The organism is Pseudomonas sp. NPDC089396 (genome assembly GCF_044749545.1).
Taxonomy (GTDB): domain Bacteria; phylum Pseudomonadota; class Gammaproteobacteria; order Pseudomonadales; family Pseudomonadaceae; genus Aquipseudomonas.
Genome location: NZ_JBIVIC010000003.1, coordinates 1 through 15427, shown reverse-complemented (window position 1 = coordinate 15427; position 15427 = coordinate 1). Strand labels below are relative to the sequence as shown.

At 62.1% G+C, this 15427-nt stretch carries 12 protein-coding genes and 1 pseudogene; 1 reads left to right on the top strand and 12 read right to left on the bottom strand.

Features of this window, described 5'->3' with window-relative positions; translation table 11 throughout:
• Positions 1-7: 7 nt before the first annotated feature.
• Positions 8-592: pseudogene (locus ACIPZB_RS06020) on the bottom strand (SDR family NAD(P)-dependent oxidoreductase); the annotation flags it as partial.
• A 212-nt stretch (positions 593-804) separates the two neighbouring features.
• Here ACIPZB_RS06020 and ACIPZB_RS06015 point away from each other — a divergent pair.
• The gene (locus ACIPZB_RS06015; RefSeq protein WP_400639383.1) at positions 805-1776 is read left to right on the top strand and encodes a LysR family transcriptional regulator; all 972 of its coding nucleotides are present in this window, start codon (positions 805-807) and stop codon (positions 1774-1776) included.
• Here the strand turns inward: ACIPZB_RS06015 and asnB are convergent.
• The 11 genes from asnB to ACIPZB_RS05960 form a co-directional block, all read right to left on the bottom strand.
• The gene (gene asnB / locus ACIPZB_RS06010) at positions 1765-3600 is read right to left on the bottom strand and encodes an asparagine synthase (glutamine-hydrolyzing) (RefSeq protein WP_400639382.1); all 1836 of its coding nucleotides are present in this window, start codon (positions 3598-3600) and stop codon (positions 1765-1767) included. The two genes, ACIPZB_RS06015 and asnB, sit on opposite strands and share 12 nt — an antisense overlap.
• A 10-nt stretch (positions 3601-3610) precedes the next feature.
• Positions 3611-4996, bottom strand: a complete 1386-nt coding sequence (locus ACIPZB_RS06005) for an amidase family protein (RefSeq protein WP_400639381.1) — start codon at positions 4994-4996, stop codon at positions 3611-3613.
• Positions 4983-5978, bottom strand: a complete 996-nt coding sequence (locus ACIPZB_RS06000) for an acyl-CoA synthetase (protein WP_400639379.1) — start codon at positions 5976-5978, stop codon at positions 4983-4985. Before ACIPZB_RS06000 ends, ACIPZB_RS06005 begins: the two co-directional genes overlap by 14 nt.
• Entirely contained in the window at positions 5975-6259 is a 285-nt protein-coding gene (locus ACIPZB_RS05995; RefSeq protein ID WP_400639378.1) for an acyl carrier protein, read from the bottom strand. The genes ACIPZB_RS06000 and ACIPZB_RS05995 overlap by 4 nt, the downstream gene beginning before the upstream one ends.
• The gene (locus ACIPZB_RS05990) at positions 6256-6663 is read right to left on the bottom strand and encodes a hypothetical protein (protein WP_400639377.1); all 408 of its coding nucleotides are present in this window, start codon (positions 6661-6663) and stop codon (positions 6256-6258) included. The genes ACIPZB_RS05995 and ACIPZB_RS05990 overlap by 4 nt, the downstream gene beginning before the upstream one ends.
• A gap of 9 nt (positions 6664-6672) precedes the next feature.
• On the bottom strand, positions 6673-8388 hold the full coding sequence (locus ACIPZB_RS05985; protein WP_400639376.1) for a prenyltransferase/squalene oxidase repeat-containing protein: 1716 nt from the start codon (positions 8386-8388) through the stop codon (positions 6673-6675).
• The gene (locus ACIPZB_RS05980; protein ID WP_400639375.1) at positions 8385-9701 is read right to left on the bottom strand and encodes an AMP-binding protein; all 1317 of its coding nucleotides are present in this window, start codon (positions 9699-9701) and stop codon (positions 8385-8387) included. The genes ACIPZB_RS05985 and ACIPZB_RS05980 overlap by 4 nt, the downstream gene beginning before the upstream one ends.
• A 738-nt stretch (positions 9702-10439) precedes the next feature.
• The gene (locus ACIPZB_RS05975) at positions 10440-11429 is read right to left on the bottom strand and encodes a hypothetical protein (protein ID WP_400639374.1); all 990 of its coding nucleotides are present in this window, start codon (positions 11427-11429) and stop codon (positions 10440-10442) included.
• Between the two features lie 130 nt (positions 11430-11559).
• Positions 11560-12738 carry a sel1 repeat family protein gene (locus ACIPZB_RS05970; RefSeq protein WP_400639373.1) on the bottom strand — a complete coding sequence of 393 codons (1179 nt, stop codon included), beginning with the start codon at positions 12736-12738 and terminating at the stop codon, positions 11560-11562.
• An 83-nt stretch (positions 12739-12821) separates the two neighbouring features.
• On the bottom strand, positions 12822-14642 hold the full coding sequence (locus ACIPZB_RS05965) for a phosphatidylserine/phosphatidylglycerophosphate/cardiolipin synthase family protein (RefSeq protein ID WP_400639372.1): 1821 nt from the start codon (positions 14640-14642) through the stop codon (positions 12822-12824).
• The coding region (locus ACIPZB_RS05960) for a DUF2345 domain-containing protein (RefSeq protein ID WP_400639371.1) at positions 14639-15427 on the bottom strand (789 nt) is incomplete at its 5' end. The genes ACIPZB_RS05965 and ACIPZB_RS05960, both read right to left, overlap by 4 nt.

Genomic DNA, 15427 nt, shown 5'->3' with positions numbered 1-15427 from the left:
GGGTCTTGGCCACCGGCGAGATGGCGTTGACCAGGATGCCGTGCGCCAGGCCCTCCATGCTCAGGGCGTTCATGATGCCGACCTGGGCCATCTTGCCCGCCGAATAGGCCACCAGCCCAGGCTGCGAGTAGCGCTGGTACATGGCGCGGTCCGAGGTCGTGAGCACAATGCGCGGGGCTGCGGAATGCTTCAGGTGCTTCCAGGCATGCTTGGCCAGCCACACCGGGGCATGCACGCTGATGCCCAGGGCACGATCGAGAAAGGCTTGCTCCTGGGTCTCGATGCCCTGGTAGTCGACCCAGCCGGCGTTGTGAATGAGGATGTCCAACGCGCCGAACTGGGCGATGGCCAGTTCCACCAGCTGCCGGCATTCGTCTTCGTTTTCCAGCTGGCCGACATGAGCGATTACATCGAAACCCTTGTCCTTCAGGGCTTGCAAGGCGACGCTGACCGCCGAAGGGTCCTGCCCTTCGCCAGACCGGTCGGTCCCCAGGTCGCTGATGACCACACGGGCGCCGCGCGCGGCCAGCGCCGCCGCATAGTCCAGGCCAAGGCCTTGGGCAGCACCGGTGACGATGGCCACTTTGTTCATGAAGGGGTCTGTGCTGGGCATTCTAAAGCTCTTCGAATTCTCCTTTTTACGATAACAATAAAAAAATCAATGACTTAATATTAAAAGCATGCAACTTTGATATCTCACGAATATCACCCAGCGCCCCCGCACCTATATCATGGCCGCCTTGCACGGCTGGGCGCTGGAGAACGCAACACCGGCCCCCGCTCGACTCGATGAAGGAACGTAGAATGATCGAGACACGTTTGCTCAGGCAGTTCATTGCCGTGGCCGAGGAACTGCACTTTCACAAAGCAGCCATTCGCCTGCACATGGCGCAACCTCCCCTGAGCCAGGCGATCAACCGACTCGAAGAGAAGCTGGGCTTCAGCCTGTTCCTGCGCAACAAACGCGGGGTCAAGCTCACCGCGGCCGGCACGGCGTTCCTGGAAACTGCCTACCGCACGCTCAAGGAGCTGGAACAGGGCATCGAGTACGCGCGCAACGTGTCCGAAGGCATCTGCGGCAAGCTGACCATCACCGCCATCTCCATTGCCTATTACGAGTCGTTGCTCACCACCCTGAAGCGATTCCGCGAAATCTACCCGAACGTGCGGTTGACCATCCGCGAGATGCCCTCGGCCTCCCAGGCCAAGGCCCTGATGGCCGGCGAGGCCGACATTGGCTTCATGCGCAAGCTGCCGATGCCCCCCGAGACCATCGAATCGCGCCTGCTGCTCAACGAGCAGATCGTCATGGCCCTGCCCGCCAACCACGCCAAGGCGCAGCATGCGCTGGTCGACCTGCGCGACTTCGCCGAGGAGGACTTCGTGTTCACCCCGCAGCCGCTGGGCAGCGGTTACCACAGCCAACTGATCGCCCTGTGCGAATCGGCCGGTTTCTACCCCAAGATTGTCCAGGAGGCGGCGCAGATCCACACCCTGATCGGTCTGGTGGCCTGTGGCTTCGGCGTCGCCCTGGTGCCGGAATCGATTGCCTACTCCACGTTGCGCGACCGCGTGCAGTTCCGCCCGATCCGGCCGATCAAGGACCAACCCACGCCGACCATGGGCCTGTACATGAACTGGAACATCCAGAACGCCTCCCCGGCCCTGGGCAGCTTCATCTCCATGCTCGACCTGGGGGCGCCACGGCGCTTCACCGACACCATCCAGAACCCGGTGATTCTGGATGGCAGCGCGCTGCCCGAACTACACCGCTAGCCGGTACTCGCGCAGCCAGGTATCCAGTGCCAGCGCCGTCTCCAGGTTGTTGCGCCGCAACTGCGAGTTGAAGTACCCCTCGGGCTGGCGCAGCTCAGCCGCCAGGCGCGCCCGGTCGATGACCTGGAACGCCGGGCTGCCCGTCTCCCCCAGCAATTGCCTAACCCGTGCACGCAAGAACCGCTCGTAGGCCAGGTTGGCCGAGGTCGGGTACGGGCTCTTGCGCCGCTGCAGCACCGCCGGCGGCACGATGTCCGCACAGGCCTGCTTGAGCAGCCACTTTTCCTCCCCGTCCTTTCCCTTGATCGCCCAGGGCACGTTGTACACGTACTCCACCAGTTCATGGTCGGTGAACGGCACCCGCACTTCGAGGCTGGCAGCCATGCTCAGGCGGTCCTTGCGGTCGAGCAGGATCGGCAGCCAGCGCTGCACGTGCATATGGCCGATCTCGCGCATGCGCCGCTCCTGCGCGCTGTCGCCCGGCAGGTGCTCGACGCTGTCCAGCGCCTGGTGGTAGCAGGTGTCCTGATACTGGGCGAAGTCGCACAGGCGATTGAAGTCCGGGTTGATCAGCGCCGGCTGCAGCAGCTGCATGCGCGACAGCCAAGGGAAGCGCGCCGCCGCCAGTGCCTCGGGGTCGCGGAACCAGGCGTAGCCGCCGAACACCTCGTCTGCCGCCTCGCCGGAAATGGCCACCGTGGAATGCGCGCGGATGGCCTTGAACAGCAGGTACAGCGAGGTGTCGACGTCGCCGAACGTGGCCGCCGAGTCGTTGGCCCGGTACACCGCCCTGCGCGCGGCATCGTCCACCAATTCCCGGTTGTCGATGAGGATGGTCTGGTGCTGGCTGCCGATGTACTCGGCAGCGGCAAAGGCATAGGGCTGGTCGCGCTCGGGGCGAAACGCATCGCCCTGGAACTGCTCCGCTTGGCCAACGAAATCCACCGAGAACGATTTGACCTTGCCGCCCTGCGCCGCGCCCAGGCGCTGCTGCGCCAAGGCGGTCAGGGCGGTGGAATCCAGCCCACCGGAGAGCAACGAACACACCGGCACATCGGCGTACAGCTGCTCGCCCAAGGCCTTGCTCAGCAGTTCGCGGGTGCGCAGCACGGTCGTCGCCAGGTCGTCCTGATGCTCACGCCGCTGCAGTTGCCAGTAGCGGCTGAGCTTCGGCTGGCCATTGGGGCGCCAGGACAGCCGGTGCCCAGGCGGCAGTTCGTCGACCCCACGCAGTGCCGAGCGCACGGTGCCACGCGACAGGCTCAGGGCATCCACCAGGCCGACCACATCCAGCGCGCGGGTGAACTCCGGATGAGCCAGGATCGCCTTGATTTCCGAGCCGAACAGCAGCCCCTGCTGGTGCCGGGCGTAGTACAGCGGCTTGACCCCCAAACGGTCACGCGCCAGCAGGAAGTGGCCGTCACGCCCGTCGAACACGGCGAAGGCGAACATCCCGGTCAGGTGCTCGCAGCATTGCTCGCCCCACTCCAGGTAGGCGTGCAGCACCACTTCGGTGTCGCTGCGGGTATGGAACAGGTGGCCTGCCTTGCGCAGGCGCTCACGCAGTTCGTTGTGGTTGTAGACCTCGCCGGTATAGACCAGGGCGATTTCCTCGCCGCTGGCACAGCGGTAGGTCATCGGCTGGACGCCGCCACTGAGGTCGATGATCGCCAGCCGTCGGTGGCCCAACCGGGCATTGCGGTGCTGCCAGCTGCCACTGGCGTCCGGCCCGCGCAGGGCCAGGCTGTCGGTCATGGCGCCAATGGCCTGGTCGGCCAGGGTCAAATCGCGGGTGTAGTCCACCCAGCCTGTGATTCCACACATGCTCTGTTCCTTACGCCTGAAGTCGACGGGTTGGCAGCAGGCCGGTCACGGCCTGCAGGCGTTTGGCGATGTCCAGCAGCTGTCGCTCGCTGTCGCGTCGGCCCATGATCTGCACGGCCAGCGGCGCCTGGCCGTCGGCGCTCAGGCAAATCGGCACGGTGATCGCCGGCAGGCCGCTGAAGCTGGCCAGCGGGGTGAAGCTGATCTTCTGCTCATAGCCGGGCTCGGCCGGCGATGGGATGGTCGAGTCGCCGGGCTGCGGGTGGCGCCGATCGAACGGCCGGTTGGGGTCCATCGGGAACACCACGAAGTCCACCTGGGCTTCGTCGAACCAGGCATCGATGCCAGCGCGGATGCTGTCCATGCGCTGATGGATACGCCGGTAATCACCGTCACTGACGCCCTCGCCCACCTTGAGCGCGCTGAGCGTCGACCAGTGCAGCTCGCAGTCGAAACGGCGCGCCCAGGCCGCCGAAGCCAGCCAGGCATCGCGCGCGCACAGCTGCCAGGCGTCGCCCCGGCAGGCCCACAGCTCAGGCATGGCGACAACACCTCCGGCCATGCCCAGGTCGGCCAGTGCGCTGCGAGCCTGACCGAGCATGTCGAGCATCGCCGGGCTGGTCAGTGCTGGGTCCAGCGCATGTTCCAGAACCGCAACGCGGTAGCGGTCCTTGAGCGGCTGTTGCTGGCCGAGCAGCGGCTCCAGGCCCAGCAGCGGGAACAGCAGGTCGAGGTCATCGGCGCTGCGGGTCACCCAGCCCAGGGCGTCCATGCGCGGCGACAGCGGGAATACCCCGACCAGGCTCGCGGCCTTCTGGGTCATGCGCAGGCCGACCATGCCGCAGTGCGACGCCGGCCAGCGCACCGAGCCGAGCACATCGGTGCCCAGGGATATATCGCACAGGCCGGCAGCCACCGACACCGCGGAACCTGTGCTGGAGCCCGACGGGTCGATGGTCGGGAAATGCGGGTTGCGGCAGCCTGCACCAAACGCGATGTTCAGTTCGGTGGTGGCGACCTTGCAGGTCAAGGCGATGCGCGGGTCGAGGAAGGTCAGTGCCTCGGCGCTGCGCTGGGGATAGTGGCGGTAGCTGCGCAGGCCCAGCCGGGTCGGCAGGCCCGCGACATCCACCGTGTCCTTGACCCCCAGGCGATACCACGGTGCTTCGGCCACGCGAGTGCTGGTCAGGCAGCGGTAGTGACTGTCGGCGTGTACGGACCAGTGTGCGTACTGGGCTGCCCACTCGGCCGCCAGGGCCGGGGTACGCTGCAGCACTTCATGTCGCTTGCGCAGGCTGAGCCCGAGGTATTCGGGTTGCTCGCGGCCGGTGCTGGGGTCGGCGCCGCAGGTGGCCAGGTAGTCGGCGATGGCCGCTTGGGTATCAGCGTGGGTCATGGGTGTATTCCTTGACAGAGGTAGAGGCCGCCCACGGCTGAGGTTTGCCGGTGGCGGATAAAGGCAGATGGTTGACGCGGCGAACCGCAACCGGGCGCGGATGGCCTGGGGGCAATTGCGCGAAGGCATCCAGCACCGCACGCTCGCTCAGCGTGGCCGAACTGAACAGCACCTGGAAGGCTTCGCCGCGCAAGGCATCGCGCACGGCCACGCACGCCAGCGCCGGGCAATCGAGGTGCTGGCCGAGTTCACTGGCCATGCGTGCCAGGTCCAGGCGCAGGCCGTTGACCTTGATCAGGCTGCTGGCGCGGCCCAGCCACTGAAAGCGGCGCGGGTCCAGCACCCGTACCTGGTCATCGCAGCGGTGCGTGGCTGGCGCGCTGGCCTGACCGTATTCCCGCGCGATCCGAGGACTGGCGACTTCAAGGGCGCCGACTTGCCCAGGCGGGCTGAGCAAGCGGACATCGTCCAGCAGTGTCCAAGCTTGCTCGGCGGTGCTGTTGGCATCCAGCTCGCGGTAGGCCATGGCACCGGTCTCCGTGGCGCCCAGCAATTCGACGAAGCGCACCTGGGGCCCGGCATGCCGCTGCACCGTGACCAATGCCCCTGGCGGCAGTAACGAAGCGCTGTGCACCACCAGCACCGAGCGCCGTGGCGCAAGGCGGGTCAGCAACGCCGGCAACAGGTGCCAGGTGCTGGCGATGGCGAGGATCACGCAGGTGCCTTCACCGTCGAGCACCGGCAGCCGCTGCTGCTCCAGCGAACAGCGTTGCAGCCGCGCGTTCACGACCCGCGCACCGACTTCGCCGAGAATCTTCCCGTAGCTGTGGCTGGTTGGCGCAAAGGCCAGGATCTCCCGCGCCTCGGGCGCCCAGCGGCCGAGAATCAAGGCCGCCTCGCGCTCCATCTGCGTCAGGCTGCGCAGCCATTGGCGCGGCGCACCAGTGGAGCCGGAGGTGGTAAACAGATGCTCGGCGTTCACTCGGCACCTTGCAGGGTCAGTTGATCTTCACGTTTCTGCGCCACGAACTGCGCCATCTTTTCCAGCGTTTCGAACCAGAAGCGTACGTCGTCGCTGAGGTAGTCCACCTCGATGTCGAATGCCCCTTCGATGGCGGTGATCACTTCGACGGCCATGAGGCTGTCGAAGCGCTCGCCGAGAAAGTCGCGGAAGCTGTCGCGCGGGCCGATGGTGTCGATCTGCTCGCCAAGCAACTGGCCGAGGGTCTGGTGGATACGCTGTGCAATGCTGAGGTCGTTCACGAGTCGGTGTTTCCTTGCGGGTGGGCGGCGTTGAGCAATGGCGCGCCGGCACTGAAGAACACGTGCTCGGGCAGGATCGGGTCGAACTGCAGGTAGATGAAGGCGTTCGGGTAGTGCCTGCGCAGGCACGCGTGCAGCCCTTCGGCCAGTGCCTGATGGGCCAGCCGGTCACGCGCCGCCGACAGGGTGATGCGCACATGGAACTGCGCAGGTGCCCCCTCGCGGTCGGCAATGGGCATCGGCATGCCGGCGCTGAAGACGCAGTCCTGGGGCAAGGGGTTGAAGAACACCATGCAGTGGGCGGTCTCGGCGCTCAGGTCCTTGAGCTGGCGGGTAAACGCCAGGGCCAGGCGCTTGCGCTGCAGCGGTTGCAGCGGCGCGCAGGAAACATTAAGGGTGGGCATGGCGGCTCCTTACGAAAGCTGCAGGTTGGGCAGGCGCTCACGTTGGCCGTCCGCAAAGGCTTCGAGCAGGCGGCCCAGGCAGCTGGACAGCGCATCGACTCCTTGCAGGAACAATGGCGACCAGGCATGCCCGGCTGCGCCGCGCACCTTGTCGAGGAAGAAACGCAGGTGCGGCAGGTCCACCGGCAGGCCGAAGTCGGCGGCCAGTGCCACGGCCTGGTAAGTGCTGAGCAGGTCGGGAATGCGCTGGCCGTGGTTGGCGTAACCGCCCTGGCGCACTTTGTGCTCTGCCAGTAACTCGGCTGCTGCCTGAGTCACGTCGTGGCCGATATAGGCAAGACAACCCAGCGCCTGCAGCCCGGCGCGCAAAGAGGTTTCGCCACGCGGGAACACTGCATGACCCTGCACTTGCCTGCAGCTGGCCACGTAGGTTTCGATTGCCGCGAGGTCTACACCGCTGTTGTCACCCAGCTGACGCAAGATCGACACCGCCGAAGCCGTGGACACCATGTCCGATCCGCGGCCCTCCCAGAAGCCGAAGCCGCCGTCGGGGTTCTGCAGCGAGGCCAGCCAGTGACCGATCGCCTGGCGCGGCCCGGCCTGCCCTGTGAACGCACCGGCAGCCAGGCCCCAATTGGTGCAACGCACTTCGGCACCGCGACCGGGCATGTACATGATCCCCGGCTCGTTGGGCATCTGGCAGCCCTCGATCCAGCGCAAAGCAGCTTCACTTTGTGCCGCCGACAGGCTGCCACCCAGCACGGCAGCCGCCGTTGTGAGCACATCGGCGGCCGTGTCTGCCTGGCGATAGGTGAAGCCGCCCTGGGGCATCGCCAAGGTGGCGATGAACGCCGCCACGTCATCGGCCAGGTGCGCAACCGGCTCGCCCAGCGCCTTGAGCGAACCCACCGCGCAGAAGGCCGCCCAGACATCCTCGCCGTCGTAGCCGGCCCAACGCACGAAGGCACCGCTCGGCCCGCGCAGGCCGTCGATCCACGCGACGCAGCGCCGGCGAGCCAAGGGTTGCGCCTGCAATGCGGCGAGGCTGGCCGTAGCGCGATAGGTCGCCCACAGGCACGGCACTTCTGCGGCTTCGCTGAAACGAAAGCCGCCACAGTCCAGCTGCTGCGCCTGCAGCCAGCCGATCAGCTGCGGCAGGTCCCATTGCGGCGCTGGCAGCCCTTGACGTGCCAGGGCCCGCGCTGCCATCACCCCGTAGAAGCAGGCGCGGGTGTCGGCCAGGTTGCGACGGGCGAAATCGGCCGACCAGCTCAGGCCGCCGTTGGCGCACTGCAGGCCCTCCAGCCAGGCATACAAAGGTGCGGTATCCAGCACCTGGCCCTGGCACACCTCGATCAAAGTGCGCAGCGCATAGTGGCTGGCCCAGACGTCGGCCGTCTGACCAGGGCACATGGCATACGCATCGCCATCGAACAGTGTATGGAGCCAGGCAGCGGTCTCGTCGCTGCGCTCGACAGCAACACCCAGGTCCTTGAGCGTTTCGGTGCAGTAGAAGGTTGCCCAGGCGTCGGACGGCATGCCCTTGCTCCAGGCAAACCCGCCATCGCGGTTGCGCCGCGACTGGATGTAAGCCTGCAATGCCGGAGCGTCGACCTGCTCAAGCCGTTCGGTCCATGCCAAGGTGCGTATCGCTGCATAGGTGCACCACAAATCAGGCTGGCCGTTGGCCGTGCCCTGCCCTTGCGGAAAGCGCGGTGGCGTCATTGCTGGCCCCCGACAAAACGCAAGTTGGTCTTCTTCCAGCTCTTTTGCGAGGCGCCGCTCTTGTTCAGCGCGGAGAGGTTGTTGACGAACAGCACACGGCTCCAGCGCAGGCCCATGTGTTGCTCGGAGCGTTCGATCAATCGGGCTTGCAGGTGGGGTTCCTGGCTGCTGTCCCAGCTCACGTCACGCTCGAGAATCAGCGCGGCGCTGTCGCTGCGGCGATCGACTTCGATGACATAGCCGGTGGCATCGCAGGTGCCGTACACCACCTCCTCGACCGCACGGATCTCCAGACCGACACCGCCCACGACGATGCTGTCGTTGTCGCGCCCGTTGATCAGCACGGTCGGGCTCGCCCTACCGGGCTCCCATGGCGCGGTGATGGTTACGCTGTCACCGGTGTCCAGGCGCAGCAGCGGGCGCGCATAAAGGTTGAGTGGCGTGACCACCAGCCGGCCGGTCAGGCCTTGCGCCGGGGTGACCAATCGGCCGTCGGGCAACAGCAGTTCGAAATAGTTGGTCGCGGTGGCCAGGCGCATCTGCTGATCATCCCCCACCGCCGCCAGGGTGCCGGTTTCGGTACTGCCGTAGCTGGCATCGAACACCTCGCACTGCCACCAACGGGCCAGGCGTTCACGGAACGGCTGGGTATTGACCTCGCCCAGCAGCATGATCGACCGCACCGACTGGGCGAACGTCGCCAACAGTTCGCGCTGTTTCAGGTAGCGGGTCAGCTGCACCAGCACCCCGGGGGCGATGAACATCACACTGGGTCGATAGGTGGCGAAGGTGCTGCACACCCGCTCCCAGTCGGTGATACCCGTGGTGAACGGGTATAGCCGCACGTGGGATATGTCCAGGTATTCGCAGACGTTGGCGATCAGGTCACCCACCGGAACGATGTCCGAGGGCATCAGGTTGGCCACCCGGGCGCCAGGGCGCAGCACCGATCGCCAGTGGCTGGCGACGCTGACCGCGTTCCAGATGATGTCCTCTTTGAGCCGCGGTGTCGGCGTTGGCTCGCCGGTGGTGCCGGTGGTGGCGTAGTACTTGGCGGCCTCGCCAAGTTGCACCGTGCAGAAGTTCAAGGGTTGGCCCTTGAGCAAGGCCTTGGGTGTCGGCGGCAATTGTTCGAATGCCGCGAAACTGTAGTCGCCGATAGGTCCGTAGTGGGCGCTTTGTTGTGCGCGCGCCCAGACTTCCTGCAACTTGCGTTGATAAAACTCGGTGTCGGGAACATGCCCCACTTGCTGCTCAAGCTCGCGCTGCGCAGCCTTGAGCACGCCGTAATCCTGGTCGGTGTGAACTAACATCGACTCGCCCTCTGGTAAAAGTGGCGCTGAGGATTGGCGAGCGGAGGGCGCAAGTAAAATATTAATTTGCGGGTGGCGGTGATAGTTGCAAAGTATTAATCAGCAGTTTCAAGCGTTTATTCTGATCGATGAGCAGGAAAAGCCTACTCAAGGTTGTCGATTCGCTCCCTGTTTACGGCCAGATATCAGACAAAGACATTTATTGTATTTCCAGAGCCGTACCCGATCTGGGCACTATGTCCGCCACCTGTCCTCCGGCAGGTTGAGCAACGACACGCTCAGAAGAGATACCCCATGCTGCCCTCTACCGCTGCGTCGTCCCAGCAACCTGCACACTTGTTTAATGGCGCAGTCGCCCTGCCATGCAGCAGCCAAACAGTAAGCCTTCCACCGCATTACGGTGATCCCTGGATCGTACTGGCAGAAGGAGCGCCGGCCCCAGTTTGGTAGGTTGCAGGTCCCGCTTCGCAGCATTGCCCTTGACTCCAACCAACAACAGAAGCCCTGCGCCCGTGCCAATGTTTGTTGGCGAAGCAGTTCGCTGCGCAGGCGACGGGGGTGCCCTCAAGACTCGATATTGCGCATTCAATCTGAAAACGACGCGGGGTTGCGGAACGGCTGGCTGCGTGACCGAGCACGCTTGGTCGTGTATTTGCCGATCTCCGGTGTTGCGGTGGAGGAAAGGACCGCTCAAACCGCCCTCAGTGACGCAGCCAGTGTAGACACGCCAGGCCTCAATCAGAAGAGCGAATCTTGCAACGGTAACAACTGCTCTTCATATTTCAGCAAATCCAGCAACTCAATATCATTCAACGTAAACAACAAATCATCCGGTAGTTTTCTTTCAAACTCCTCAAGTGCAGTTTCACCAAACTGACCGACCTTATTGTAGTAGCTCCAGATAGCCGTTAGCTCGGGCGTTTTGTCTTTAACCTTCCCCTCCGCGTCCTTCTCATAAGCAAGCGCCAGAAAACCCGGATCACCGCTACGCAACGCAAGACGTTGCCAGGCAGCCGCTTCGTTCACCGGCCTATCAGAGCTTCCCGCGCGCACCAGGCCGAGCACTCTCATGTTCTTCACGCACTCGAGACATCCTTTGTTGACCCCTTCTGCCCATAACCGATAGGCATCCAGCCTACGCCCTTCACTTTCCGCGATCTGCCCCAACGGTTCATACGCCGCACCATGCCCCTGACTTACAGCACATTCCAAGAGCTGCTTGGCCAAAGGGCGCAATTCCTTCGTTCTCTTCAGAATTCGACTGGCAATCGAAGTCATCGAATGCGGGCTGCCACGATCAATAGCAGCATCATGGGCGAAGTACGATGCCTTCCTGTCAACAAAAATATACGAAGCGTACTTGTGAATAGCAATCGGTATGCCCTTTTCAGCCAGACCCCGAACTCGCGCCAGCCCGTCAGCGGTGGTTTCACCTTTTTTAGGGAAGCGCGCTGACCACACAGCATCCACATAAGCGGCTTTCCAGCTCCCGGCTTCGAGCGCAGTAGTTAATAACGCCTCTCGCCGCTCCCTATTCCCTGCGTCCATGAAAAATTTATCATCTGACTCTGAATGCTCTGAATGCTCTGAATACGTCACAAACTGCTCAAAGGCACGCTCTGCTGCTACATCGTCTTTAGGTGTAAACTGATTTACATTTCGGCACTCGAATTTTTTGCTTTCAAACTGTGCAGTTAAAAAATCATCATCAATGGGTATCTCCCCCACGGGGTTTCCGGCAGATTATTAAACCTCTGCAACTCATCTTCAAGTAAAGACTTCTGCTCGACTCCCCGATTAGCCACCTCACCTATACTGCAGGCAGACAAGAGCAAACATGACATAAAAATCAAGAACTTCATCCCAGCATCCCCCAATTAACACGCTCATCGCGCTGCATGAGCTTGTCCCGCAGTGGCCATGGGCGATAATCAGTCCAAGTCATCAAATATGTGGGCATGACCTCTCCTTCATTGAAATACTGAATGTGATCTTCCCAGCTATTGATCATAACTTTCCAATAACCACTTTCAGGACAAGGTTGACCACTGGCGCAAACCATGATCGGGAAGTTGGCCTTGCTGAAGGCGGGTGAGCCTGGCATGGGTTTGCCGGTGGCCGGATCGAGCACTTTTTCTTTGGCCAGCTTGTGGATCAGCGCTTCGCTAGGTTTCTCAGGCGGAATGTTTGCCAGGCGAGATTCAAGCCATTGGAGCTTGCCGTCCCATGGCGGCAGTTTGGCCGGAGGGAGCGGGACGATGTCGTTAATTTCCGGAACTTTAGGATCGGCGTAGGAGTAATTCGCAAGTACTTTCCAGATTTTTTTGTAGCGATCCGCGCGCTCAAGATCTTGCTGCTGTCCAAGAAAATGCAGCGTATTAGTCGGCTCAGGGCCGCTGAATCCTTTGGCCAAAAATGAAGCAGAAGTGCTATTCCCTGCAGAAATTCCGAGCTGAAAAACCTCGATAGCATCTCGATACAACCCCTTCCGCTTCAAGTTTACCGCTAATGCAACAGCCGCCTCACGGTGGCCCTGTTCTGCAGCACATCTGCGCATCTGCTGAGCAATCTCTGGTGCAATTTCAATTGGAGCTAGCTTCTCGGCAACGTAATACTGGGCTTGTGAACTACCTTCATCAGCAGCTTTGCGAAAATAACGCAGTGCCATTTCAGGGTCTTTCTGCAACCCTGCAGCCCCCTGCTGGAGGAAGTATGCTACAAATAGATATCCGGTCGCGACCCCCCTTTCAATCAACTGCTCACTCAAGCGTAAATGTTCATGACCTTTCAGCTTGAAGTGACCTCGCATCGCGCCATTTTGTAAATTGATATTGGCCTTGAAATGACCATGCTCAGCACCAATACGGTATAACCGCTCAATCTCTGCATTAACGACAGAATCTCTTCTGAGCTGGTTATTCTTTTGCAACCACCGCGCATACTTGAAGACCATATCAGCCTCACTCGTCATCTCGGGCGTTTTTTCATGAGCACAGAAAAACGCCAGCTTGGCATTAACGCCATCCAATGAGTCCACAATTTGATCCTTATCATAACGGGTAGCGCCACCCACATTGCAAGCGCTTAAAAGCCAACAAAAAAATAGAACAAACCAATACCTCAATCTAAATTCCTCAGATTTGCTTTATCGTAAACAAAATTAATTACAGGGCATCTCGGTGAGTCTTTGAGATTTAAGCGATCTTTGTTGTCCTGAAGAATTTCCTCCCAAGATTCAAATGCCTGACCAGGATCATCCTGCACTCCCTCACCGCCCGTATGAAGCTTCCACAACCGCCGTCTCAACTTCTGCGTTTCACTCGCCCACTCGTGGGCAATATTGAGTTCGCTGTCTACCTGCATACTTCGCGTATTGATATTCGCCGAGCCATGGGTGGTGAACACATCGTTCACAATCATCAACTTCGAGTGGATATACACCGGCGTCCACGGCTGCCCCGCAGGGGAATCCGGCGCCACTAACGAGCACAAATGCACCTTCAACCCCGGTATCTCCTCCGGCGTGATCGTGCTCTCTTGGATTTCCTTGATCTGCCCATCCAGTTCGGCCTGCCACTTCTCCTGAGCACGCCGGCCCATGTAGTCATTCGGCCCATCGAGCCTGGGGCGCGGTGGCGCGTTCTTCTTCACCTGCTCGATCCGCCGCAGCTTGGTCACCTGCGGGATGGTCTCGGCCCGCCCCAGGCCCTCGATCATCCGCTGGGTGTTCACCGTGCCCGCGCCGATGCCGTCGTCAGTGGCATTGGTGACCACGAACAGGTGCAAGGCCCCATGCAGACCTGGATCGCGCCCGCCGCAGGTCTGGTCCATTGCGGCCTGCTTGATCGCCTCGGCCAGCGGCGGCCAACGGAAGTACTGGTTCTCGATGTAGATGAACTGGGTGGCGTTGTTCACCGCCTGCAGGTACAGCGGTTCGATCTCGAATTTCTTCTCCTGCGGCTGGGTTCGCAGCAGTTGGCACATCAGCCGCTGGCCGCTGCCCGTCTTGAGGTTCAGCGCCTTGCCCACCACTTTCGCCTGTCGAGTGATGAACAAGTCTTCCCCGGTCTCCTTGCGCCACGCCGAGGCAAAGTTCGCGTGCAGGTGCTCCAGCACCGGGCCACTGATTTGGCTGGAAATGTCCTGGCGTGGCTGCACGCCACGTGGACCGCGATCAGGGGCCGGTTTGGTCTGCTCGCTGCGGTTGAGCGCCGAGTGATCGTCGGTGTCCCAGTATTCGTCGAGGAAGTTATGCCCCATGACGAACCCGACGGCGATGCCGGGCAACTCGTAGTCGACCAGCACGCTCTTCTGGTGATGAGTGGCAGCCGACATCAACGCCAGGTGCATGCTGCTGCTGATGTGCGGGTCGAGACTGTGGTACTTCGCTCGGTAGGCGATTTCGGCGCGCTCACCCCCGCTGAAACCACGGCTGACGAACACTGGGTAGCCACTGTCGACGCGAGCCGCGGCCTTGCCGTCAGCGGCCTCGCATAACTTGAACCAGTCACGGTCGAATGCATACTGCGCCTCGGTCGAGCTCTGCAAGGTGCGATCCCAGAGCCGCAGCAGCCCCTTGCCTGGTAGGTTGGCCTCGCCAGCGAAACCGGCGGTGTTGAAGGGCATTTCCCAACCCAGCAGGCGCACCTGCACGCCTTCACGGGCCTTGGCCAGCAGCAACTCGCCCAGGCACGGGGCACTTCCGTCGCGGATCAAGTACATCGACGGCTGAAAGCCCCAGCAGATGATGTCGATCGACTTCTGCGCGTCGGCTATGGCCAGGTGCACGGCGCGGAAGGTTTCCTCGCCGTTGACCAGAGGGATGTAGCGCGCAAGTGCCATGGGGTAACAACCTTCTTGGTCGAGGAACCAGGGCGGGGTCAGCGTGCATTCGTTGGTGTGCTGGAACGCGATGGGAAAAACGGCTTCATGCTGGCTCATGCTGGGTCGTCCTGAGTGAACAGAGTGGCGTACTCGATACGCTGCGCATCGAGCTGATTGACTTCGCTGTCGGTACTTGAGCCATGGCGTCGCAGGCCACGATTGGCCAGATGACCTTGCTCGACGTTGCGGTACTGCTCCGGGACCGGAATCCGCAGACTGACGTTGTTGGCAAAGCGCACCTGGTACTGACGGGTCACGACTTGATGGTCAACTTCCAGCATGCCGCTATCGTCCATCACCCCCTGTTGCAACACAGACCCGCCTGCCAAGAGCGTGTAGGGCATGCCGTTCCAGGTGGCCGTAGGTGCGTTGGGGACTTGGGGTAGCTTCAGTGTCATCCGCTGCGGTGTCTGGCGCTTGGGATATTCCGGGTGCGCGGCCTTCATGCTGGCCGGGCCGCTGTAGTCGAAGTACGCCGACTTGACGTTGTAATCACCCTCGGTCCCGGCCTCGATGCAGCAGGCGTCCAGGGTGAGGTAGCTGCCCCCAGCATTGAGGGTGATCTTCTTCTTGGCCGTGATGCTGATTTCGTCTTCCGTGCTGGTGATCGACAGCCCATTGCGGGCCAGCAGCTCCAGCGTGTCGTTCTGCGCCTGCACGGTGACCGGGCCCTGGTTGGCGATCAGCTTGATCCCCAGCTTGCGCACGAACAGGCTGAGCCCCTGACCAACGCCGATGAACAAGCGCTTCATCACACTCAAGTCCGCTTCACCACCGGCGTTGAGCATCAGGTTGTCCTGCGCGGCTACCTGCAGGTGCGAGCCGCTGCTCAGGGCAATGCC

Coding starts and splice junctions, on each gene's coding strand:
- ACIPZB_RS06015 (WP_400639383.1), top strand. CDS start 805: ATGATCGAGACACGTTTGCTCAGGCAGTTCATTGCCGTGGCCGAGGAA.
- asnB (WP_400639382.1), bottom strand. CDS start 3,600: ATGTGTGGAATCACAGGCTGGGTGGACTACACCCGCGATTTGACCCTG.
- ACIPZB_RS06005 (WP_400639381.1), bottom strand. CDS start 4,996: ATGACCCACGCTGATACCCAAGCGGCCATCGCCGACTACCTGGCCACC.
- ACIPZB_RS05990 (WP_400639377.1), bottom strand. CDS start 6,663: ATGCCCACCCTTAATGTTTCCTGCGCGCCGCTGCAACCGCTGCAGCGC.
- ACIPZB_RS05985 (WP_400639376.1), bottom strand. CDS start 8,388: ATGACGCCACCGCGCTTTCCGCAAGGGCAGGGCACGGCCAACGGCCAG.
- ACIPZB_RS05980 (WP_400639375.1), bottom strand. CDS start 9,701: ATGTTAGTTCACACCGACCAGGATTACGGCGTGCTCAAGGCTGCGCAG.
- ACIPZB_RS05965 (WP_400639372.1), bottom strand. CDS start 14,642: ATGAGCCAGCATGAAGCCGTTTTTCCCATCGCGTTCCAGCACACCAAC.